The 22,596-nt window shown below is 71.6% G+C and carries 21 protein-coding genes and 1 pseudogene; 7 read left to right on the forward strand and 15 right to left on the reverse strand.

What is annotated here, in order from left to right:
- Positions 1-16 precede the first annotated feature (16 nt).
- Positions 17-610, forward strand: coding sequence for a Uma2 family endonuclease (locus OG252_RS24170; RefSeq protein WP_329338616.1), 594 nt, complete (start codon positions 17-19; stop codon positions 608-610).
- Here the strand turns inward: OG252_RS24170 and eutC are convergent.
- Both eutC and OG252_RS24180 read right to left on the reverse strand, forming a co-directional pair.
- Entirely contained in the window at positions 598-1,371 is a 774-nt protein-coding gene (gene eutC, locus OG252_RS24175) for an ethanolamine ammonia-lyase subunit EutC (RefSeq protein WP_329338618.1), read from the reverse strand. The genes OG252_RS24170 and eutC overlap by 13 nt on opposite strands.
- 44 nt (positions 1,372-1,415) lie before the next feature.
- Positions 1,416-2,804 (reverse strand): ethanolamine ammonia-lyase subunit EutB, encoded by a 1,389-nt coding sequence (locus tag OG252_RS24180; RefSeq protein WP_329338620.1) that lies wholly within the window; start codon positions 2,802-2,804, stop codon positions 1,416-1,418.
- A 192-nt stretch (positions 2,805-2,996) separates the two neighbouring features.
- On the opposite strand from OG252_RS24180, the gene OG252_RS24185 reads away from it, so the two are divergent.
- A complete protein-coding gene (locus tag OG252_RS24185; protein WP_329338622.1) occupies positions 2,997-4,508 on the forward strand; it encodes an APC family permease in 1,512 nt (503 codons plus the stop codon).
- 64 nt (positions 4,509-4,572) lie between these two features.
- Here the strand turns inward: OG252_RS24185 and OG252_RS24190 are convergent, their stop codons facing one another.
- Complete coding sequence (locus OG252_RS24190) at positions 4,573-5,652, reverse strand: hypothetical protein (protein WP_329338624.1); 1,080 nt, start codon at positions 5,650-5,652, stop codon at positions 4,573-4,575.
- 87 nt (positions 5,653-5,739) lie between these two features.
- A complete protein-coding gene (locus OG252_RS24195) occupies positions 5,740-6,237 on the reverse strand; it encodes a GbsR/MarR family transcriptional regulator (protein ID WP_266436196.1) in 498 nt (165 codons plus the stop codon).
- Between the two features lie 74 nt (positions 6,238-6,311).
- Here OG252_RS24195 and OG252_RS24200 point away from each other — a divergent pair, with 74 nt between their 5' ends.
- Both OG252_RS24200 and OG252_RS24205 read left to right on the forward strand, forming a co-directional pair.
- Positions 6,312-7,220 carry an ABC transporter ATP-binding protein gene (locus OG252_RS24200; protein ID WP_266436198.1) on the forward strand — a complete coding sequence of 303 codons (909 nt, stop codon included), beginning with the start codon at positions 6,312-6,314 and terminating at the stop codon, positions 7,218-7,220.
- On the forward strand, positions 7,217-8,818 hold the full coding sequence (locus OG252_RS24205; protein WP_329338628.1) for an ABC transporter permease: 1,602 nt from the start codon (positions 7,217-7,219) through the stop codon (positions 8,816-8,818). Before OG252_RS24200 ends, OG252_RS24205 begins: the two co-directional genes overlap by 4 nt.
- A gap of 214 nt (positions 8,819-9,032) precedes the next feature.
- Here OG252_RS24205 and OG252_RS24210 read toward each other — a convergent pair whose 3' ends face one another.
- The 7 genes and pseudogenes from OG252_RS24210 to OG252_RS24240 form a co-directional block, all read right to left on the reverse strand.
- The gene (locus OG252_RS24210) at positions 9,033-10,235 is read right to left on the reverse strand and encodes a cytochrome P450 (protein WP_329338630.1); all 1,203 of its coding nucleotides are present in this window, start codon (positions 10,233-10,235) and stop codon (positions 9,033-9,035) included.
- A 94-nt stretch (positions 10,236-10,329) separates the two neighbouring features.
- Positions 10,330-10,767 carry a VOC family protein gene (locus OG252_RS24215; RefSeq protein WP_266436204.1) on the reverse strand — a complete coding sequence of 146 codons (438 nt, stop codon included), beginning with the start codon at positions 10,765-10,767 and terminating at the stop codon, positions 10,330-10,332.
- A complete protein-coding gene (locus OG252_RS24220) occupies positions 10,746-10,943 on the reverse strand; it encodes a DUF397 domain-containing protein (RefSeq protein ID WP_329338633.1) in 198 nt (65 codons plus the stop codon). The genes OG252_RS24215 and OG252_RS24220 overlap by 22 nt, the downstream gene beginning before the upstream one ends.
- Positions 10,943-11,188, reverse strand: a pseudogene (locus OG252_RS24225) (Scr1 family TA system antitoxin-like transcriptional regulator); the annotation flags it as partial. The gene OG252_RS24220 and the pseudogene OG252_RS24225, both read right to left, overlap by 1 nt.
- A 196-nt stretch (positions 11,189-11,384) precedes the next feature.
- Entirely contained in the window at positions 11,385-12,059 is a 675-nt protein-coding gene (locus tag OG252_RS24230; protein WP_266436208.1) for a response regulator, read from the reverse strand.
- Positions 12,056-13,399 (reverse strand): sensor histidine kinase, encoded by a 1,344-nt coding sequence (locus OG252_RS24235; RefSeq protein ID WP_329338636.1) that lies wholly within the window; start codon positions 13,397-13,399, stop codon positions 12,056-12,058. The genes OG252_RS24230 and OG252_RS24235 overlap by 4 nt, the downstream gene beginning before the upstream one ends.
- 105 nt (positions 13,400-13,504) lie before the next feature.
- Positions 13,505-14,395 (reverse strand): alpha/beta hydrolase family protein, encoded by an 891-nt coding sequence (locus tag OG252_RS24240; protein WP_329338637.1) that lies wholly within the window; start codon positions 14,393-14,395, stop codon positions 13,505-13,507.
- A gap of 225 nt (positions 14,396-14,620) precedes the next feature.
- On the opposite strand from OG252_RS24240, the gene OG252_RS24245 reads away from it, so the two are divergent.
- From OG252_RS24245 to OG252_RS24255, 3 genes are all read left to right on the forward strand, one after another.
- Positions 14,621-15,229 carry a TetR/AcrR family transcriptional regulator gene (locus OG252_RS24245; protein WP_266436214.1) on the forward strand — a complete coding sequence of 203 codons (609 nt, stop codon included), beginning with the start codon at positions 14,621-14,623 and terminating at the stop codon, positions 15,227-15,229.
- Between the two features lie 145 nt (positions 15,230-15,374).
- On the forward strand, positions 15,375-17,354 hold the full coding sequence (locus tag OG252_RS24250; RefSeq protein ID WP_329338640.1) for an FHA domain-containing protein: 1,980 nt from the start codon (positions 15,375-15,377) through the stop codon (positions 17,352-17,354).
- 34 nt (positions 17,355-17,388) lie between these two features.
- Positions 17,389-17,754, forward strand: coding sequence for a DUF5955 family protein (locus tag OG252_RS24255; protein WP_266436217.1), 366 nt, complete (start codon positions 17,389-17,391; stop codon positions 17,752-17,754).
- Here the strand turns inward: OG252_RS24255 and kynU are convergent.
- The 4 genes from kynU to OG252_RS24275 form a co-directional block, all read right to left on the reverse strand.
- Entirely contained in the window at positions 17,735-19,009 is a 1,275-nt protein-coding gene (gene kynU / locus OG252_RS24260; RefSeq protein ID WP_329338643.1) for a kynureninase, read from the reverse strand. The two genes, OG252_RS24255 and kynU, sit on opposite strands and share 20 nt — an antisense overlap.
- Positions 19,002-19,841, reverse strand: coding sequence for a tryptophan 2,3-dioxygenase family protein (locus OG252_RS24265; protein ID WP_329338645.1), 840 nt, complete (start codon positions 19,839-19,841; stop codon positions 19,002-19,004). Before OG252_RS24265 ends, kynU begins: the two co-directional genes overlap by 8 nt.
- Positions 19,842-19,990: 149 nt before the next feature.
- Positions 19,991-20,404 carry a DUF3151 domain-containing protein gene (locus tag OG252_RS24270; RefSeq protein ID WP_266436220.1) on the reverse strand — a complete coding sequence of 138 codons (414 nt, stop codon included), beginning with the start codon at positions 20,402-20,404 and terminating at the stop codon, positions 19,991-19,993.
- 720 nt (positions 20,405-21,124) lie between these two features.
- Complete coding sequence (locus OG252_RS24275) at positions 21,125-22,591, reverse strand: MFS transporter (RefSeq protein WP_329338647.1); 1,467 nt, start codon at positions 22,589-22,591, stop codon at positions 21,125-21,127.
- Positions 22,592-22,596 lie beyond the last annotated feature (5 nt).

Consider the following 22,596-nt stretch of genomic DNA (forward strand, 5'->3'; position numbering starts at 1 on the left):
CTACGCAGGGGGCACCATGACGGTCAGGGCAGAGGGCACATCGTCTCGGATGTCGGTGGATTTGTTCGAGCGGATCGCCGCGTTCGCCGAGCGCGAGGACGAGACCGTCAGGTTCGAGTTCATCGACGGACGGATCGGGCTCCAGAAGGCGACCAACGGCAATCACAGCACGCTCGCCATGTGGCTGGTCCGCCAGTGCATGGAGGCCCGGCCCGAACTCAACCTTTACCCGCAGCAGGGCCTGAAGGTGGAGGCCCACCGCAAAGGCCGAGCCCGGCCTGACGGGGTGCTTGCGCCTGTCCATTACCTGCTGGGCCAGGGCGACTGGGCCGACCCCGCCGGCGTCCTGATGACGGTCGAGATCACCTCGTACGACGCGGACACGCACGACCGCGACCGCGTGGAGAAGCCCCGTGGCTACGCCGAAGCCGGAGTCCCCGTCTACCTGCTGATCGACCGCGAGCACGCCTCCGTCGTCGTGCACAGCAAGCCCGACCCGGAGGACGGATACCGGGACATCCACACAGTGAAGATCGGCGACAAGGTCACCCTCCCCGAACCCGTCGGCATCACGCTCGACACCTACCAGCTCAAGCCCTACCTGGACTGAGCCGGGGCCGCCGCCGGCAACGCGTCCGACTCGTCCTTCAGCCCCACCCCCGTCAGCCCCAGCTCCCACGCCCTGCCCATCAGCGCCGCCAGCTTCGCCGCCGCCGTGTCGTACGTCAGCCCCAGCGGTGGCCGGATGTTGGACAGGCAGTTGCGGTCGGCGTCGGTCGTCACGCCGGGCTTCGGGCCGTACGTGAGGTACGCGCCCAGGGAGTCCGCCGCCGACATGCCGGGCCGCTCCCCGACCAGGACGACCACCATCGCCGCGCCCATCGCGTGGGCGACGTCGTCGCCGAGGGCCACCCGGGCCTGTTCGGCGAGGACGACCGGGGCCACGCGGATATCCGCCGACAGCCGGGCCGTGGTCGCCCGGACCATCGCCGCCGCGTGCTCGTGCACCGCCCGGCTGGACAGCCCGTCGGCGACCACGAAGACCAGGTCCCACTCCCCCGACGGGAGATGCGCGCGGTCGGTGGCGTCCAGGCGGCGGCCCAGGTCGGGCCGCTGGAGGTAGGTGAGCCGGTCGGGGGCGGCGCTGCGGACCCGTACCGTCGGTGTCCCGGTCAGCGCGGCCGCGACCGTGTCCGGGTCGAACGGCGAGTGCACCGCGTCGCGGGCCGCCGCGTGGGCGGCCTGGAGCTCCAGCCGGTGCCGGGTCGGCAGGCCGGAGCCGGCCCGGCCGAGGCCGATGCGGGCCTGGGTGTGGCGCCGTAGCGTCGACCAGAGCGCCGAGTCGTCGGCGTGTGCGACGAGCTCACTCATGCCGCCGGCTCCCGTTTCACTTATGCCGCCGGCTCCCGTTTCACTCATGCCGCCAGCTCCCGTCCGATGTCCGTCAGCGGATGTGCGGTGACCTCGCGGATCGCGCCGCGTTCGTCCAGCAGCCCGATCGACCCGAGCCACGCCTCGAACTCCGGCGCCGGGCGCAGCCCGAGCACCTCCCTCAGGTACAACGCGTCGTGGTACGAGGCCGACTGGTAGTTGAGCATGATGTCGTCGCCGCCCGGCGTGCAGATCACGAAGGAGGCGCCCGCGACGCCGAGCATCGTCAGCATCGTCGCCACGTCGTCGTCATCGGCGTCCGCGTGGTTGGTGTAGCAGATGTCCAGTCCCATCGGCAGGCCGAGCAGCTTGCCGCAGAAGTGGTCCTCCAGGGCGGCGCGCAGGATCTGCCGGCCGTCGTAGAGGTATTCCGGGCCGATGAAGCCGACGACGGTGTTCACCAGCAGGGGGTCGTAGCGCCGGGCGACCGCGTACGCCCGTGCCTCGACCGTCTGCTGGTCCACCCCGTGGTGCGCGCCGGCCGACAGGGCGCTGCCCTGGCCGGTCTCGAAGTACATGACGTTCTTGCCGACCGTCCCCCGGTCCAGCCCGCGCGCCGCCTCGTACGCCTCGTCGAGCAGCCCGAGCGTGACGCCGAAGGACGCGTTCGCCGCCTGCGTGCCCGCGATGGACTGGAAGACGAGGTCGACGGGCGCCCCGCGTTCCATCAGGTCCACGCTCGTCGTCACATGGCACAGCACGCACGACTGGGTCGGGATCGCGTACCGCGTGATGACCCCGTCCAGCAGCTCCAGCAGATCCCGTACGGCTCTCGGGCTGTCCGTGGCCGGGTTGATGCCGATCACCGCGTCGCCGGAGCCGAGCAGCAGGCCGTCGAGCAGGGCCGCGGCCACGCCCGCCGGGTCGTCGGTGGGGTGGTTGGGCTGGAGACGGGTCGCCAGCCGGCCCGGCAGGCCGATCGTCGAGCGGAAGGCGGTCACCACCCGCACCTTGCGCGCCACGGCCACCAGGTCCGCGTTCCCCATCAGCTTGGACACGGCCGCGACCATCTCCGGGGTGAGCCCGGGCGACACCGCCGCCAGCGCCTCGGCGTCCGCCGCCTCGGACAGCAGCCACTCCCGCAGCTCCCCGACCGTCATCCCGGCCACCGGCGCGAAGGCCACCGGGTCGTGCGTGTCGAGGATCAGCCGGGTCACGTCGTCGGTCTCGTACGGCACCACCGGCTCGGTGAGGAAGGCCGCGAGCGGCACCTCGGCCAGCGCCCAGCGGGCCGCGACCCGCTCCCGGGCGGACGACGGGGCGAGTCCGGCCAGCCGGTCGCCGGAGCGCTCGGGGCTCGCGGCGGCGAGCAGGCGCGCGAGGGAGTCGAACCGGTGGCGTTCGCCGCCGAGGGTGGACGTGTAGGTGCTCATGCGAAGGACGCTACGAGGCTCGGTCCGGCACAGTCCACGAGCTGCCCGAGAGTTAACCAAGGCGTTCGCCACGCCCGGTTTTTAAAGGTCTAGTTGACATGCATTTAACGCCCTCAGCCCTTTGCGTGACTCATTCGCACTTCAGGATTCCGGACCAGTACCCAAGCCGGACGACAGAAGAGGGGCCACCCGATGGCAGTACAAGAGGGCGTCGCCCCCGAGGCGAAGACGGGCGGGGAGGAGACCGTCCACCGGCTCAAGCCCAATGCCATCGGCCTGCTCGGCGTGGTCTTCATGGCCGTGGCGACCGCCGCGCCGATCACCGCGATGACCGGCAACGTGCCCTTCATGGTGTCGTCGGGCAACGGCATCGGCGCCCCGGCGAGCTACCTCGTCGCAATGGTCGTCCTGGCAATCTTTTCCGTCGGCTTCACCTCGATGGCGAAGCACATCACCTCCACCGGCGCCTTCTACGGCTTCATCTCGTACGGCCTCGGCCGCACGGTGGGTCTCGCCTCCGGGCTCCTGGCGACCTTCGCGTACGTCGTCTTCGAGCCGGCCCTCATCGGCATCTTCTCGGTCTTCGCGACCACCACGCTCGAGGACCAGACGGGTCTGAACATCCCGTGGTGGGCGTTCGCGATCCTGATGCTCGCCGTCAACGCGATGGGCACCTGGTTCGGCGTCTCGGTCGCGGAGAAGGTGCTCGTCGTCCTGCTGGCCACCGAGGTGACGATCCTCGCGGCGATGGCGATCTCGGTCGCCCTGCACGGCGGCGGCCCGAACGGCTTCACCTTCGGCCCGATCAACCCGGTCAACGCCTTCCAGGGCACCTCCGCCGGCCTCGGCCTCTTCTTCGCCTTCTGGTCGTGGGTCGGCTTCGAGTCGACCGCGATGTACGGCGAGGAGTCCCGCAACCCGAAGAAGATCATCCCCAAGGCGACGATGATCTCGGTCCTCGGCGTCGGCGTCTTCTACGTCTTCGTCTCCTGGATGGCCATCATCGGCAACGGCGAGAAGGAGGCCGTCGCGGCCGCCTCCTCCGCGAACCCCCTCGCGTTGTTCTTCAACCCCACCGAGCAGTACGTCGGCCACTGGGCGGTCGTCGTCATGCAGTGGCTGATGATCACCGGCTCACTCGCCTGCGGCATGGCCTTCCACAACTGCGCCGCCCGCTACATGTACGCGCTGGGCCGCGAGGGCGTCCTGCCGTCGCTGAAGAAGACCATCGGCCGCACCCACGACAAGCACGGCTCCCCGCACATCGCGGGCCTCGTCCAGACCATCATCAGCGCCGTACTGATCGCCGCGTTCTGGATCGCGGGCAAGGACCCGTACGCCGGTCTGTACGTCCTGCTCGCCATCCTCGGCACCATGGCGATCCTCGTCGTGCAGGCCGTGTGTTCGTTCGCGGTGCTGGCGTACTTCCGCACGCACCACCCCGAGAGCCGCCACTGGTTCAAGACGTTCGTCGCCCCGCTGGTGGGCGGGGTGGCCATGCTCGCGGTGGTCGTCCTGCTGGTCTCCAACATGGGCGTGGCGGCCGGTACGGAGTCCGGTTCGCTGGTGCTGAAGGCGACGCCGTGGATCGTCGTGCTGATCGCGGCATCGGGCATCGGGTACGCGCAGTACCTCAAGCGGCGCGACCCGTCCCGGTACGCGCTGATCGGGCGGACGGTGCTGGAGGAGACGAAGGAGCGTTAGCCGTACGGTAGTTGGGCCCTGGTGGAGAGGTCGGTCTCCACCAGGGCCCTTGGTCTGTGCGGCTTCACTTGCGCCTCTTGCGGCGGCCCCGCTTCCCACGTGCCTCGCGCTCCTCGTTTTCCTTCCTGATGCGGTCCCGGTCGTGGCGCTCCCGTTGCAGTCCCATGTTGAGCCACTGGAGGGTCACGCCGTTCGGGACCCGGCTGGCGCGGAAGGTCAGGCCCGGCGAGCCGTCGGTCGTCTCGATCAGCAGTTTGCGCTCGCTGAACCAGACGGTCTTGACCTTCTCCCAGGGCACGGAGACCGAGCCCGCCCTTATCGTGTCCCGGTCCACCGTGATCGGCCCGAACGCGGCCTCCCCGCCGTCCCGGATCGTCGCCCGGACACCGGCGACCTGCTCCGCGGCGACGCCGGCGAGGATCGCGCCGCTGAGGTCGTCGTACGCGTAGTCGAGACCGCTCGACCTGAAGCGCAGGTTCCGCCCGCCCCGTACACGGAGGCGGTGCCAGTGGTGCTCGGCGTGGCGGCGGTTATAGCCGTCGCCGGGGGCGAGGGTGGGAACCTTCCTGCTCGTCGACCACTCCGCGTAGCGGAGGACGGTGACGTCGGCGTAGCGGATCAGCCGCCGTCGGCCGCCCCACGAATTGCCCAGCACCAGGCCCTCGCTGAACGTGTACCAGGGCGCGTAGGCCAGGAAGAGAATGTCGAAGCCGATCACGAGGACCGGCACGGCGGCGGTCACGGCGACCACGGTCAGCCAGTCGCCGAACGAGTTGTCCGGCCAGCCGAGGTGCCACTGCCAGGCCAGGTAGCCGCCGAGCAGGGCCGTATACACCACGAGTTTGCCGAGATCCCGGGCCGGAGCGGGCTCCGGTACCGCATCGTTGGTGAACAGCGGCGAGAACCGCCAGACCACGACGCCCATCTCCACGACCCCCACCAGCAGCGCCAGCCAGCCCCACGCGCCGTCCGGCCGCCCGGTCTTCGCCGCGAAGAGCAGGATCACCACCGGCAGGAGCAGAGCCACCTCGGCGGCCAGCCGCCATGTCGGCGTACGGCGGTCATGCCGGTTCTCGAAATCTCCGAGACCGGCCTTCTCTGCGGCGCGCGCGACGCGCGGGGGTGGCACGGTCTCAGTTGACATCCCGTCATCCTCGATCACGGGATCACAGCAGGGCAAGGGCTACGTGAAACCGGTTGCGTGACGAAGGCGCGCCTTTCAGACCGAGCGTCAGCCCCGGCCGAAGGTCTTCTCCCGGTGCTCCCGCCACCGTTCCATCAGCTTGATCAACTCGCCCTCCAGGTACTCGAAGAAGGCGAGCGTCTCGGCGATCCGCTGTCCGCCGGGGCTCGCGGCACCCAGGCTGTCGACGCCCTCGCGCAGGGTCTGCTCCCAGCGTTTGAGGATGGCGTCCCGGTTCGTCAGCGCCTCGTACCACTGATCGCTGTGCACCCGGTAGCGCTCGCGCCGTGAGCCGGGTTCGCGCTCCCGCGAGACCATGTGCACCTGCGCGAGATACCGCACCGCACCGGAGACGGCGGCCGGGCTGACCTGGAGCTGTTCGCCGAGTTCGGCTGAGGTCATGGCGCCGGAGTCGGACGCGAGGAGCGCGGCGAACACCCGGGCGGCCATCCGCTGCATACCGGCCTCGACGAGCTGGGCCGCGAAGGCCTCCACGAACTTCGACACGGCCTCCGCGTCCCGCCCGGCCCCGGCTGATTCGGTCATGCGGCCCATCCTAACCGGATTTCATACGCTTCCTTAACTTCACAAATTTCTGAAAGAAGCGTACGTTCTGAAGCATGACGAAGGCCATCACCGTGTCCGGACTGCACAAGTCCTTCGGCCGCACGCACGCGCTCGACGGTCTCGACCTGGAGGTGGAGACGGGCGAGGTGCACGGCTTCCTCGGCCCGAACGGCTCCGGCAAGTCCACCACCATCCGCGTCCTCCTCGGCCTGCTGCGCGCCGACTCGGGCGCCGCGCAGGTCCTCGGCCGCGATCCCTGGGCGGACGCGGTCGAGGTGCACCGCCGGATCGCGTACGTCCCCGGCGACGTGACCCTGTGGCGGAACCTGTCGGGCGGCGAGGTCATCGACCTCTTCGGCCGCCTGCGCGGGGGCCTCGACACCGGCCGCCGCGCCGAACTGATCGAACGCTTCGAGCTCGATCCGACGAAGAAGGGACGGACGTACTCGAAGGGCAACCGGCAGAAGGTCGCCCTGGTCGCCGCGTTCGCCTCGGACGTCGACCTGCTGATCCTGGACGAGCCGACCTCGGGCCTGGACCCGCTGATGGAGGCGGTCTTCCGGCGGTGCGTGGAGGAGGAGCGGGACCGGGGACGGACGGTCCTGCTGTCCTCCCACATCCTGAGCGAGGTCGAGGAGCTCTGCGACCGCGTCAGCATCATCCGCAAGGGGCGGACCGTCGAGACCGGCTCGCTCACCGACCTGCGCCACCTGACGCGAACCAGCGTGACCGCCGAACTCGCGGGGGCGCCCAACGGGTTGACCGAGTTGCCGGGCGTCCACGACCTCGACGTGCAGGGACACCGGGTACGGCTCCAGGTGGACACCAGCGAACTCGACGCCGTACTACGGCAGTTGAGCGAGACCGGCGTGCGGTCGCTGACGTCGACGCCGCCCACGCTGGAGGAGCTGTTCCTGCGGCACTACCAGGAGGACGTACCGGCCGAGGCGGCGGCCCGATGACCGCCGTTTCGACGCCACGGCCCACCGGTCACCGCCAACTCGCGGGCACCGGCACCCTGGTGCGCTTCGCGCTGCGTCGCGACCGCGCGATGATCCCCATCTGGATCGGGGTGAACGCGCTGATGGTCCTCTCCATGCCGAACACCCTGAAGGGCCTGTACGGCACCTCCGCCGAACGCGCCGACCTGGTACGGCAGATGGAGACCAACCCCTCCCTGCGCGCGATGGTCGGCCCGGTCTTCGACGACTCGCTCGGCGCGCTGACCGCCTGGCGGGTCGGCGTGTACGCGGGCGCGCTGGCCGCCGTGATGAGCCTGATCATCGTCGTCCGGCACACCCGGGACGAGGAGGAGAGCGGGCGGCAGGAACTGGTGGCGTCGAGGATGGTGGGCCGTAGGGCGTCGCTCACGGCGGCACTGCTGACCGCGGCGGCCGCGAACGCCGTACTGGCCCTGCTCCTGACCGCCGGCCTGGCCGGACAGGGCGTGGCCGGCGCGCTCGCCCTCGGGCTCGGGATCGCCGGCGTCGGCATGGTCTTCGCCACGATGGCCGCGATCGTCGCCCAGCTCACGGAGAGCGCGCGCCTGGCCCGCGGCCTGACGGCGGGGGTGCTCGGCGCGGCCTTCGTGCTGCGCGCGGCCGGCGACTCGGCGACGGACGACGGCTCGTCGGTCCTGACCTGGCTGTCGCCGATCGGCTGGCTGGAGAACGTACGGCCCTTCGCGGCCGAACGCTGGTGGGTACTGGTGCTGTTCGCCGCGGCGGTGGCGGTGCAGGCGGCCGTCGCCTACGAACTGGCCGGCCGCCGGGACGTCGGCATGAGCTTCCTGCCGACCCGCCCGGGACCGGCGTCCGGCCGCCTCGGCTCGGCGGCGGCGCTGGCCTGGCGGCTGCAACGCGGCAGCCTCCTCGGCTGGAGCATCGGCTTCTTCCTCGCCGGGGTCGTCTACGGCGGCATGACCGACGGCGCGGCCGACCTCGTCGGCGACAACGACAACGCCCGCCAGATCATCGAACGGATGGGCGGCCAGTCGGGGATCACGGACGCCTTCCTCTCGGCGATGATCGGCATGCTCGGCCTGATCGCCGCGCTGTACGTCGTCGCCTCGGTGCTGCGCCTGCACGGCGAGGAGACCTCGGGGCGCGCGGAACCGGTGCTGGCGAACGCGGTCGGCCGACTCCGGTGGGCGAGCGGCCACCTGCTGATCGCCTTCGGCGGTTCCGTACTGATCATGCTGCTAGCCGGGCTGGGCTTCGCCGTGGGCTACGGCAAGGAGGCCGGGCCGATCCTGGGGGCGTGCCTGGTGCAGGTGGCCGCGGTCTGGGTGATCGGAGGGCTGGCGGTGCTGCTGCACGGGCTGGCTCCCCGGGCGGCGGTGGCGGCGTGGGGCGTGGCCGGGGCGGTGCTGCTGATCGGCTGGGTGGGGCCCGCGCTGGACGTTCCGCAGGCGGTGCTGGACGTCTCCCCGTTCGGCCATCTGCCGAAGCTGCCGGGTGGGGAGATGGAGTGGGGCCCGGTGCTGGTCCTTGTGCTGTTGGCGGTGGCGCTGGTCGGGGTGGGGCTGGCTGGGCTGCGGCGGCGGGACATGAGCCCGTGAGGTGTTTCTCGCCCCCGCCGCCCCTACCCGTCCCATCCTTCTGGGGCTCCGCCCCAGACCCCGCTCCTCAAACGCCGGAGGGGCTGAATTTCAGCCCGTCCGGCGTTTGAGGACGAGGCCCTTCGGGCCGAAGGCGGGGGTCTGGGGGCGGCAGCCCCCAGGGACGGGACGGGAAGGGGCGGAGGGGGCGAGAAAGCCCGGCGGCCCGCCGTCGTCACACGTCGACGGCCAGCCCTTCCAGCCCCCGGATCACGAAGTTCGGCTTCCGACGCGGCTCCGCCGCCAGGCCCAGCGTCGGGGCCTTCTCCAGCAGGGCCGTCATCGATGCCGCCAGCTCGATACGGGCCAGCGGGGCGCCGATGCAGTAGTGGATGCCGGCACTGAAGGAGATGTGCGGGTTGTCCTCGCGGGCGAGGTCGAGCTGCTCGGGATTCCGGAACACCTCGGGGTCGTGGTTGGCGGAGCCGAAGAGCATCGCGATCTCCGCTCCCCTCGGGATCGTCGTGCCGTCGACCTCGATGTCGTCGAGCACCCAGCGTTCGAAGAGCTGGAGCGGGGTGTCGTAGCGCATGAGCTCTTCGATCGCGGACGCGACCAGCGTGTGGTCCGCACGCAGGGCCGCCAGCTGGCCGGGGTTGCGGAACAGGGCGTACCAACCGTTGACGGTGGCGTTCACCGTCGCCTCGTGCCCCGCGTTCAGCAGCAGCACACAGGTCGAGATCATCTCCTGCTCGGTGAGACGGTCGCCCTCGTCGTGCGCCGCGATCAGCCCCGAGATCAGGTCCTCGCCCGGCTCCTTGCGACGATCGGCGATCAGCTGGAGGAGGTAGTCGGAGAACTCCACCGACGCCCGCACCGCTCTGGCCGCCACGTCCTCCGACGGGTTCAGCTCGTACATCCCGCAGATGTCCGCCGACCAAGGACGCAGAGGCGCCCGGTCCGACTCCGGGATGCCCAGCATCTCGGCGATCACGGCCACGGGGAGCGGCTCGGCGACATCGGTGAGCAGGTCACCACCGCCCTGCCGCACGAGCCCGTCGACCAATTCCCCGGCGAGCCGGGTCACGTAGGGCTTGAGCTGCTCCACCGTGCGCGGCGTGAACGCCTTCGAGACCAGGCGCCGGATCCGGGTGTGGTCCGGCGGCTCCAGGTCGAGCATCCCGTGGTCGTTGAGCGTGTGGAACGGCTCGTGCGCGGCGGGAGGAGCGGTACGCCCGAAGTCCTCATGGGTGAACCGGTGCTGATACGTCCGCCCCAGCCTCCGGTCCCGCAGCAGCGCGGACACGTCCGCATGATGCGACACCAGCCACTGCCCGGTGGGCTCGAAGTACTGCACACGGCCACGCTCACGCAACTCGGCATAGGCGGGGTACGGGTCGTCGAGGAACGCCGGGTCCCACGGATCGAAGGCTGCCATGCACGGACGTTAGACCGTGGCTCCCCTGTCTGACCAGGGGGGACACCCCGAACGACCGGGTCGGCACCGCGCGTATTTCTTCCTCCAGCAGGCCTCACTGGGCCTGACCGAAGTCGGGGAGCGTGACCGTGCCGTCGTCCGCGAGCGGAAAGCCGGGGTTGTGGGCTACCTCCCAGGCGTGGCCGTCCGGGTCGGTGAACGCGCTGGAGTAGAAGCCGATCTCGTTGACAGCGGCGGGCCTGGTCACGGTGCCGCCGGCTCGTTCCACGGCGGCGAGCAGTTCGTCGACCTCGGCGTCGGACCGGACGTTGTGCGCGAGCACGATGCCGCCGAACCCGTCCGCCTTCCCGGCTTCCAGCCCACAGTCCGCGGCGAGCTTGTCCCGGCCCCAGAGGACCAGGCCGAGGCCGCCCGCCTGGAAGAAGACGGTCTCCAGGACTTCCTGCCCCTGCCAGCCGAGGGCTTCGTAGAAGGCCTTGGACCGGGCGAGGTCGGAGACGCCGAGGGTGATCAGAGTGACTCGCTGTTCCATGCGGGGTGGCCCTTCAGGTGGTCGATGAGGGCGGTGAAGGCGGGGGCGGGGAAGGAGAGGGTGGCTCGGGTGGGGGCCTTGGAGTCGCGGACGGCTATGCGGGTGGGGAGGGTGGCTATCTCTACGCAGGTGTCGCCCTCGCCGCCGCCGGAGTACGTCGATTTCCGCCAGTTCATCACAGTTCCTTCGCCAGTCGTTGGATGAAGTCCCGCGACGCTGTGGGGTCCAGCGACGCCTCCGCCACCTTATGGAACAGCCTCCGGAGGTGCTTCAACTGCGCTTCTGCATCGCAGAACGCAACGCCGGTGGGCGAGTCGCGCAGCCCGGTGTCCAGCTGGGGAACCGGGCCCCCCAGATACACCAACGAGGCTCCAGCACCCGCAAAACCTTCCTGGTCAAACGGGATGACTCGAAACCATGCCGATCCCACGGACCTGTCCGAGGTTGTCCGCCTCGCCGAGGAGTTCCGCGGCCGTCGCCGAAATCCGCACAGCTCGGGGAGACAATCGGTGAACGACGGTTCGGCAGCGCTCTGAAGGGGCGCGGGGAACTGCGCGATCAGCCACGATGGCGCCGCAGACGACCGACGGCCCATCGCGGCACTTCCCGCGGATCGCTCAGCCCGGCGTCACCAACCGCGCCTCGTACGCGAACACCGCCGCCTGCGTCCGGTCCCTGAGCCCCAGCTTCACCAGGATCCGGCTGACGTGGGTCTTGATCGTCGACTCGGCCACCACCAGCCGTTCCGCGATCTCCGCGTTCGACAGGCCCTGGGCGATCAGGACCAGGACCTCCGTCTCCCGGTCGGTCAGGTCGCCGTACGCCGCCTGTGCGGACGGCATGAGGCGCGGCGTCTGGGACAGCTTCGAGAACTCGGTGATCAGGCGCTTGGTGACCGTGGGCGCGAGGAGGGCCTCGCCGGACGCCACCACCCTTACCCCGTCCGCGAGTTGGCGGGCCGAGGCGTCCTTGAGGAGGAAGCCGGAGGCTCCTGCCCGCAGTGCCTGGTACACGTACTCGTCGAGGTCGAAGGTGGTCAGGACCAGCACCTTCGCCGCGCCGTCCGCGGCGACGATCTCGCGGGTCGCCTCGATGCCGTTCAGCTCCGGCATGCGTATGTCCATCAGGACGACGTCCGGGGCGAGTTCGCGGACCTTGGCCACCGCCTCGCGGCCGTTGACCGCCTCTCCGACGACCTCGATGTCCGGCATCGCGTTCAGCAGGACCGAGAAGCCCTCGCGGACCATCATCTGGTCGTCCGCGATCAGTACGCGGATCGTGCCCTGCGTCATGCGTCGTCCTCACCGGGAGCGGGCGCCGCAGGCACCGGCAGGAACACCGCCACCTCGTACCCTCCTTCGTCCGTCGCGCCCGCCGTCATCTCGCCGTTCAGCATGGAGACCCGCTCCCGCATGCCGGTGATGCCGTGCCCGGCGCCGGGCGAGGGCTTCACCAGGGCCGGCGCGGGCGGCGGGTCGTTGACTATGCGCAGGCCCAGCCCGCCGAGGACGTAACCGATCTCCACCCGGGCGCTCGTGCCGGGCGCGTGCCGCAGGGTGTTGCTCAGTGCCTCCTGCACGATCCGGTACGCCGACAGCTCGACGCCCTGCGGCAGCTCGCGTACCGCTCCGGTCACCGTCTTGTCGACGCTGAGCCCCGCGTCCCGCACGTTGGCGAGCAGTCCGTCCAGGTCGGCGAGGGTGGGCTGCGGGGCGTCCGGGGCCTCGTAGTCCTCGGCCCGGACGACGCCCAGGACCCGGCGCAGCTCGGTGAGGGCCGCGACCGCGTTCTCCCGGATGGTGACGAAGGCCCGCTCCAGCTCCGGCGGCGGGTTCTCCACCCGGTAGGGGGCGGCCTCCGCCTGGATGGCGACGACCGACATGTGGTGCGCGACCACGTCGTGGAGCTCGCGGGCGATCGTCGTGCGCTCCTCCAGGAGGGTGCGCCGGGAGCGCTCGTGCGCGGTCACCGTCTGCTGGGCGGTCACCTCCTGCTTGGCCTCACGGCGGGTGTGCCAGACGGCGACGCTGAGCAGGGCCAGTGCGGAGACGACCAGCATGGGACCGGTGTTGGTGGAGTAGTGGCCCGAGCCGAACAGTGCCTCCGCGAAGGTGCCGTACGCCGCGGTCAGCGCCCACATCCACGCGGCCGTGCGCGGCCTGGTGCGCACGGCCACGACCGTCAGCACCGTCAGATGGCAGGCGAAGCTGCCCGGCAGCCACGGCCATTCGCCCCACTGGTCGCCGAACGGGAGAGCGAGCGGGGTGGCCGCCATGGACAGCCAGAACGCTCCGACCGGCCGGGCCATGGTCAACAGGATCGGGAGCACGGCGAGCGGAGCGAGCACCAGCCACGCGCCCTGGTCGACGGCGGAGATGGCCAGGGTGAGCAGGGCGGCCGCGCAGATCATCGCGTGCGGCATCCAGCCCGCGTACTCCCCCAGGCGCGGCGGCAGCCGCCTGGTCAGCGGGCCGTCGACACGCATGCGAGGGAGCAGGCGGTAGGCGAAGGCATCGTGGAACAGGTCCTGCCGCAGCCCGCGCAGGGCGTCCGCGGCAAGCCGGAACTCCGGGCTGCGCGACTTGGCCCCGTCGCCCGGCGGCGTGGTGTGGATCTGGGTCGTCTCGGTCACATACAGAACGGTAGGGGGAGGGCCGGGTAGCGGTCGTCACCAGTGAGAGGGGTCCTTCGCCATCCCTCTCAGGTACTACGCGTGCCCCACGTCGGCGGGCGCGGGTCACCACGCCAGCTGCGTGATCTCCTCCGCCACCACCGCACACGCGTCCGCCACCGGATCGATCAGCGGGAAATGGCCGACGTCCTCCAGCAACGTCAGGCCCACCACCTCCCCCGCCTTCGCCGCCGCGTCCGCGTACGACTCGGCGACCGCCTGCGGGACGACCAGGTCGCCGCGGCCTTGGACGAGGGTCGTCGCGATGCCCGTGGGAAGCAGCAGGGCGGGGTCGGCGTACGGCTGGCGCTCCGCGAACTCGACTTCCCCGCCCAGGAGTTGACGCACCGCCCCGCCGCACACATCCAGCTTCTGCGCGACCGCGAGGTCCGCGATCGGAGCGAGGGCGACGACCCCCCGCAGTGGCGCCGGACGGTCCGTGTGCCAGGGGGCGTCGGCCGGCAGCAGGTGACGGGCCGCGACCCACAGGGCGAGGTGACCGCCCGCCGAGTGCCCGGTGACCACCATGCGGCGCGGGTCGGCCTGCGGGAGGATCTCGCGGACGAGCGCGGGAAGCGCGTCCAGCGCGCCGGCGACGTCGTCGAAGGTGTCCGGCCACCGCCCCGCGACCGACTCCGGCTCCCCGTCCCCGGCGCCCCGCCGGTATTCCACGCTCGCCACCCCGAACCCCCGACGCGCCAGGTAGTCCGCGAAGGGCGAGATGTGCCGGCGGTCGTACGGCGCACGCCACGCACCCCCGTGCAGCACGACGACCAGCGGGGCGGGAACCCCCGGTACGACCTCGATGTGCGGGGCGTAGAAGTCGATCACCTGGTCGGGATGATCGCCGTACGCCGCGGTGGCGTCTGGGTCGACCGCGGGGTGCGAGAAGGCCGACTCCTCTTCGGCGACGGCACGGGCAGCTGCGGCATCGAGTGCTGCGGCGTCGTCCGGCATGCTCCAACCTCTCAGCGGTGAAACGGACTTGGCGGACCGGGATGCGATCCCGTGGAGAGAATTCGCCCGTTGGCGGGACGCTATCAGGCCGGTGACGTGCGCGGACACGGGGATGTCACGCTCGGTGAGGCTTAAACGGTTCTGCCGTTTCGTTACGCTGGCGGTCCGGGTGGCGATACAGCGATCCAGGCGATACAGCGATCCACAGGGAACGAGGAGGCCGACATGTCCGCCGAACCCGGCACCGTACGCCCCGGCGGCCGCACCGCCCGCGTCCGTACGGCCGTACTGCGGGCGGCGGGGGACGTGCTGGCCGAGCAGGGCTTCGACCGGCTGGACCTCGCGGACGTCGCCCGGCGCGCGGAGGTCGGCAAGACGACCGTGTACCGGCGGTGGGGCTCGGTGACCGCCCTGGTCGCCGACCTGCTCGCCGAGATGGCCGAGCAGTCGCTGCCGCGCACCCGCACCGGCTCCGTACGAGGCGACCTGCGCGCCAACGCCTCGCTGGTCCAGCGGACACTCACCGACCCCCGGCAGGGCGCGCTGTTCCGCGCGGTGATCGCCGCGGCGGCGTGCGACGAGCGCACGGCCCAGGCGCTGCGGCGGTTCTACGAGGTCCGGGTGGCGGAGTGGGCGCCCTGCGTGGCGGAGGGCGTCGCGCGGGGCGAGCTGCCGGCCGGCACGGACGCGGCGACGGTCGTACGGGCGGTCTCGGCGCCCCTCTACTACGGCTTCCTCACCACCGGTACCGCCCCGGACCCCGCCGACGCCGAACGCGCGGCGGACGCCGCGGTCGCGGCGGCACAGGCGGGGGTGTACGCCATCGCGACGTGACCGCTCCGCACGCCGCCGCGTACCACCGCACTCCTCTTCCCACCACCCCACAAATTTGTCCGTTGCCGGACACATCGCCCTACGAGGAACATGGCTCTCAACCGAGACCATTTACATGCGTCTCGGCAACGGGGAGTGATGAGTCATGGCGCGGACGGGGGTCCGGCCGCCCTATCTGGAGATCACCGAGCCAGTGCAGTTCGCCGGGGTCACCTGGGGGTTGAGCCGCAGCACGCACATCATGGGGAGACTCGGCGACATCCGCCTGGACTCTCCGGACGTCAGCAAACGCCACGCCGAACTACGGCAGGGCAGCGACGGAGTCTGGCTGAACGACCTCGGCTCCCGCAACGGCGTCCTGCACAACGGCACGCCGATCCCGCCCGGACAGCCGGTCAGGCTCACCCATGGTGACCAACTTCGGCTCGGCTCAGTGCAGTTGACCTTCGTCGGCGAGGACGGAGCAGCCGCCTTCGGGCCCGCCCACCGCTCCGTGCACGACACCGCCACCGTCACCGACGTACGCGACGCCCGCCGACGCCGGGAAGCGGCCGCGGCAGCCGGGCGAGACCCGGCCCCGGGCCTGTCCACGCCCCCGCCCCCGCCGAGCCACGCCCCGCCTCCGCCCGTCGACGACGACGCCCGCTCGATGACCACCCGCCACCTCGCGGCGGCCACCCAGCTCGACCCCTGGTTCGCGGAACTGGTGGTACGCCAGGTCGTCGACGAGCCCTACCGGGCCCTCGCCCCCGTCTTCGGCGCCGACCTGGGCGTCGTCACCCGCTGGGCGCTCGCCGCACGCCGGCGCCGCCTCGCCCGGGACCTCGTCCTCGCCGGCATGCTGCTCTGCGCGGTCGCGCTGATCGGGCTCGGCGTCCACGCCCACCTGGACGAGTTCACGTCGGACCAGCCGCGGATCGACTGGCAGCCGTACGCCCTCGGCGCCCTGCCCGCCCTCCTCCTCGGCTGGCTGGCCGTGGCCGTCGACATCTGGGTGACCGACTACCTGGTCCTGCGCCGGAGACTGGCGGCGAACCACTACCGACCGTCCCAGGCACCCGACCCGCCTGCCTCCCGGGCCCGCGACCGCCTCGCCGCCGTGGCCGAACGGCCCGCCGGGAACCTGATCGTCTGCTCCAACTACTGCCCCTTCGCGGGCAGCGGCTTCCAGGTCGACGAGTGGGACATGCCGATCGACATCCGCAAGGGCACGCCCCGCCCGGACGGCGGACGCCGCCCGCCCCGGCCGTTCACCACCGGCGAGCTGTACGACGAACTGGTCGCCGCGGCCCGTGGCATCGGCCTGAACAACCTGCGCGTGGAGGAGCGCCTCTTCGTCGACGGGCTGAACGTCGCCCTGGACCGCAGGCTGCTCCCGATTCCCGACCAGCCTCCGCTCACCCGGGTCGCCCCGCACGTCATGCGCACGATGCCGGACGGCCTGGGCGCGACCCGGCGCTCCTACGTGAGCATCGAGATCCCCGCCTGGAGCGGCCAGTTGGTGGTCACGATGTATCTACGAGCGGTGCAGGTGAGCGGCACGCTGTACCTGGAGTGGTCGGCGTACGCCCTGCTGCCGATGCTCCCGGGGTACTACGCGGTCGACCTCCTCCCCCACCGCACGGGCGCGGGATCCGCCGTACGCGCCGGGGCGCAGGCACTGCCCCGGCTGCTGCCCGCGCTGCTGGGCGCACCGAGGGCGCTGGCGCGGCGTGCCTCCTCCGCCCGTGCCGCGGCGGCCCGCAGGCGCCGGCAGCGGCGGGTCGTCCGGGGTGGCTACCAGTTCGACTACGGCGCCCAGTACAGCGTCCGGGAGTTCGCCTGCGGTCTGAACGAGGGGACGTACTTCCTCGGCCGGGACCTCAGCCGCGCCCTGCACACGACACAGCAGCACCTGCTGAACACGGTCGGCGACTTCCTGGAGTCCCGCGGCATCGACTCGGAGAACTTCCAGCGGCTCCAGCAGAACCTCGTCCAGAACTTCACCACCAACAACGACTACAGCGTCAGGAACGACAACCGCGTGAAGGCCAAGAACTTCCACAACTCGGGCGCCTACGCCCCCGGCGGAAGTGCCCGTTCGGGCGGCGGAGGCGGCGGTGCCCGCCAGGCCGCACCGAACTGACCCACCGGGACCGACCCACCAGAGGAGACAGGGAATGCCCCAGGGACCCCAGGGAAACGACAACCGCGTGAAGGCGAAGAACTTCACCAACTCCGGCGCCTACGCCCCCGGCGGCACGGCGAACTACACCGCGGCCCCCGTCCCGCCCGACACGCTCGAACTCCGGACCCGCCTGGACGAACTCCAACGCCTGCTGAGCCAGTACGCCGACGCCCTTCCCGACGCCGAGGAACTACGGCAGGTCACCGGGGAGTTGGGGGCCCAGCTCCAGCAGCCGGAACCCAACCGGACCGTCGTGCGGAGCCTGCTGACCGCGCTGACGACGGGAGCGGGCGGTGTCACCGCCGTACTCGCCGCCGTCACCGGGCTCAGCCAGTTCGTCAACCGTTTCCTGCACTGACCCGCAGCGTCTCCCCCAGCACCCCCGCCGCCCGCTCCACATCCCCGAACCCGACGTACAACGGCGTGAAGCCGAACCGAAGCACGTCCGGCCGCCGGAAGTCCCCGACGACCCCCCGTTCGATCAGCCGTTTCATGACCTCCCCGGCATCCGCGCACCGCAGGGCCACCTGGCTGCCCCGCTCCTCATGGGCCACCGGCGTCAGCGACTCCACCCGGCCCGGCGGCACGTACCGCGCGACGCACTCCAGGAAGAAGTCCGTCAGGGCGAGGGACTTGGCGCGGACGGTGTCGATCGAGACGCCGTCCCAGACCTCCAGGGCCGCCTCCAGGGCGAGCATGGAGAGGATGTCGGGCGTGCCGACGCGGCCGCGCAGGGCGCCCGGCGCCGGTTCGTAGTCGGGGCGCATGCCGAAGGGTTCGGCGTGGGAGTTCCAGCCGGGCAGCGGGGAGTCGAAGCGGTCCTGGAGCTCGCGGCGGACGTAGAGGTACGCCGGTGAACCCGGGCCGCCGTTCAGGTACTTGTAGGTGCAGCCGACGGCCAGGTCGACGCCGTGCTCGTCGAGCCCGACCGGCAGGGCGCCCGCGCTGTGGCACAGGTCCCACACGGCGACCGCGCCCGCCGCGTGCACGGCGGCCGTGAGACCGGGCAGGTCGTGCAGCCGGCCGGTGCGGTAGTCGACGTGGTTCAGCAGGACGGCGGCGGTACGGTCGCCCAGCACCCCCGGCAGGTCGGCCGGCGCCACCGGACGCAGCGTGCAGCCGGTCATCCGGGCCGCCGACTCGGCCATGTACCCGTCCGTGGGGAAGGTCGTCGCGTCGACGACGATCTCGTCGCGGGCGGAACGGACGGAAGGAACGGAACGGGCGGAGCCGCTGAGCCGGGCCAGCCGCACCGCCCCCACCAGCGCCTTGAACACGTTCACGCTTGTCGAGTCGCCGACCACGACCTGCCCGGCCGCCGCCCCCACCAGCGGGGCGATCCGGTCGCCGATCCGCTCGGGCGCGGTCCACCAGCCGCTCTCGTCCCAGGACCGTATGCGCAGCTCGCCCCACTGCCGCCGTACGACGTCCTCGACCCGCCCGGGGACGGCCGCCGGGAGTGCGCCGAGCGAGTTCCCGTCGAGGTAGACGCCCGCGGCGTCAGCCGCATGATCAGACGCAGTGTCGAGCACGAACTGTGAGCGCACCCCCGCCAGCTCGTCACCGGCGTCCAACTCCCGGGCCTTGAAGGCCAGTTCAGTGATGTCAGACATGGGACCGCGCCGTCCACAGCTCGGGGAACACGTTCTTCTGCGCGCGCTTCTCCAGCCAGGCCACCCCGGCGGAACCGCCCGTGCCGGTCTTGGCACCCATCGCGCGCCGGGTGGCGACCAGATGGTCGTTGCGCCAGCGCCAGACCAGTTCGGCCACGTCGGTCAGCGCCTCGCCGAGGCGGGCCAGGTCGTCGCTCTCGTCACCGGAGTAGAGGGCGGTCCACACCTCCTCCACCTCGGGCGACGGCTCGTAGCGGCGCGACACGTCACGGTCCAGGACGGCGGCCGGGATCGCGTGCCCGCGCCGCGCGAGCAGCCGCAGCACCTCGTCGTACAGGCTCGGCTCGTGCAGCGCCTTCTCCAGCTCCCCGTGGACGCGGGGGGCGCCCCGGTGCGGGACCAGCATGGACGCGGACTTCTCGCCGAGCAGGAACTCCATGCGGCGGTACATCGCCGACTGGAAGCCGGAGCCCTCGCCGAGCGCCGAGCGGTACGCGTTGAACTGGGCCGGGGTGAGCTGGCCGAGCGGCTTCCAGGAGGCGTTCAGCGCCTCCAGCTCCCGTACGGAACGCTTCAGCGCGGCGATCGCCACCGGCACCCGGTCCTCGCGAAGGGCCCGCGCGGCGGTCTCCCACTCGTGGACGATGACCGTGAACCACAGCTCCATCACCTGGGTCGTGACCAGGAAGACCATCTCTCCGGGGTCGTCGGAGAGGGTGTGCTGAAGGTGGGTGAGCACGTCCGCCTGTACGTAGTCCTCGTACGGGGTCGTGCCGTTGAAGTCGAGATGCGGAGTCTCGGGCTCCTGGGTTTCGTGAGCCTCTTGGGACATCGCTGTCTCCTGCTGTGTACTCCGGGTAGCGGTCCGCCCCTGCCGTTACCGACACGGGGGCCCCGGTCCCCGCCGGGCATCTTCTTCGATGGTCCGCCGAAAAGGCAAGGCCCGCCTGATCGCGCAGGCGGGCCGTACCGAGGAACGTCTCAGCCCAGGGTCTGGGCGGCCGCCGGGGAGGAGTCCTTCAGGAACTGCGAGCAGCGCTCGTACTCCTCCTGCTCGCCGATCGCCTGCGCGGCGCGGGCGAGGCCGTGCAGGGCACGCAGGAAGCCGCGGTTCGGCTCGTGCTCCCAGGGAACCGGGCCGTGGCCCTTCCAGCCGTTGCGGCGCAGGCTGTCCAGGCCGCGGTGGTAGCCCGTGCGGGCATAGGCGTACGACTCCACGACGCTGCCCCGCTCGAAGGCCTCGTCGGCCAGCTGGGCCCAGGCCAGCGAGGAGGTCGGGTACTTCGCGGCGACGTCCGCGGGCGCGGTGCCGTTCGCGAGCAGCTCGCGCGGCTCCGGGTCGTCGGGGAGGTGGGTCGGGGGCGGTCCCCCGAGGAGGTTTTCGTGAATGGACATGGAGCCCAGTCTCCTCCATTCCCCCCCACCCGCGGGCAGTCGCGTCGGCACACCTGCGGACAGCCCTGCGCGCCAGCACACCTGCGGACAGCCCTGCGCGCCAGCACACCTGCGGGCAGTCCTGCGCGCCAGCACAGCTGCGGGCAGTCCTGCGCGTCAGCGCAGCTGCGGGCAGTCCTGCGCGTCAGCGCAGCTGCGGGCAGTCCTGCGCGTCAGCGCAGCTGCGGGCAGTCCTGCGCGTCAGCGCAGCTGCGGGCAGTCCTGCGCGTCAGCGCAGCTGCGGGCAGTCCTGCGCGTCAGCGCAGCTGCGGGCAGTCCTGCGCGTCAGCGCAGCTGCGGGCAGTCCTGCGCGTCAGCGCAGCTGCGGGCAGTCCTGCGCGTCAGCGCAGCTGCGGGCAGTCCTGCGCGTCAGCGCAGCTGCGGGCAGTCCTGCGCGTCAGCGCAGCTGCGGGCAGTCCTGCGCGTCAGCGCAGCTGCGGGCAGTCCTGCGCGTCAGCGCAGCTGCGGGCAGTCCTGCGCGTCAGCGCAGCTGCGGGCAGTCCTGCGCGTCAGCGCAGCTGCGGGCAGTCCTGCGCGTCAGCGCAGCTGCGGGCAGTCCTGCGCGTCAGCGCAGCTGCGGGCAGTCGTGCCGCAGGGCGGCACGGGTGGGCGCAGCGGCACCCCGCAAGCGCCGGGCTGCGCAACCCACCTCCCCGGCACCAGACCCGCACCCGCACCCGGCTAGGCCAGCCGCTTCCGCGCCCGCACCCCTTCCAGCGGCGGCGCCGTCACCGACCCGTGGGTCCGGCACTCCGGCCTGCGGCAGTCCGCCGGAGGCGTCCGCACCGTCGCGAAGGCGACCACGGCCCCCACCACCAGCACTCCGGCACACACCATCATCGCCCGCCCGAACGCGTCGTCGAAGGCCCCCGGCGACCGGTACGCCTCCTCCCCCATCCCGGCGATCAGCGGCAGCGCCGCCACCGCGATCAGGCCGGCCGCCCGGGCCGCCGCGTTGTTGATGCCGCTGGCCAGCCCGGCCCGCGCGGTGTCCACGGACCCGAGGACGGTCGCCGTCAGCGGCGCGACCAGGGTGACCATCCCCAGCCCGAGGACCAGCAGCGCGGGCAGCACGTCGGCGAGGTAGGACGCGTCCGGACCGACCCGCAGCATCAGCAGCATCCCGGCGGCGCACAGCAGCGGCCCGACGGTGAGCGGGATGCGCGGCCCGATGCGGTCGGCCAGGGCGCCCGAGCGGGCGGAGAACAGCAGCATCAGGGCGGTCGTGGGCAGCAGTGCCGTACCGGCGCCGAGGGCGGAGTAGCCGACGACCACCTGGAGCTGGAGCGCGGCCAGGAAGAAGAAGCCGCCGAAGGCCGCGTACACGCACAGCGTGACCAGGTTGACGGCGGTGAACTGGCGGGACGCGAAGATGTCCGTCGGCATCATCGGATCGGCCCTGCGCCGCTCGACGAGCACGAAGACCACGGCGGCGGCCACACCGAGGACGGCGGTGAGCACGACGACGAGGGAACCCGCCCGGGCCTCGATCAGCGCATACGTCACCAGCGCGAGCGCCAACGCGCCGAGCACCGCACCCAGCACGTCGAAGCGGGTGTGCGCACGGCCGTCCCCCGACTCGGGAACATGCCGTACGGCGATCGGCGCGCACAGCAGCGCCAGCGGCACGTTGAGCAGGAACACCCACCGCCAGCCGGGCCCGTCCACCAGCCACCCGCCCACGAACGGCCCGACCGCCGCCCCGACCCCGCCGAACCCGGACCACAGGCCGACGGCCCGGCCCCGGTCGTCGGCATGGAAGGACGCCTGGATGATGGCGAGCGAACCCGGTGTGAGGAGCGCGCCCCCGACCCCTTGCAGCGCCCTGGCGGCGATGAGGAACTCGGCGTTCGGGGCGATCCCGCACAGCAGGGAGGCGGCGGCGAACCAGAGCACGCCGATCACGAAGACCCTCCGGCGCCCGAACCGGTCACCGAGCGCACCGCCCAGCAGGATCAGCCCGGCCAGCGTCAGCATGTACGCGTTGATCGTCCACTGGAGGGCGGCGAGGTCCGCGTCGAGGTCGCGGCCGATGCGGGGCAGGGCGACGTTGACGACGGTCGAGTCCAGCAGGGCCATGCTGGAGCCGAGGACGGTGGTGAACAGGATCCACTTGCCTTGCGGCGAGGCCAGCCGGACATCGGGCATGCCCC

It is taken from the genome of Streptomyces sp. NBC_01352 (assembly GCF_036237295.1).
Lineage (GTDB): Bacteria > Actinomycetota > Actinomycetes > Streptomycetales > Streptomycetaceae > Streptomyces > Streptomyces plumbiresistens.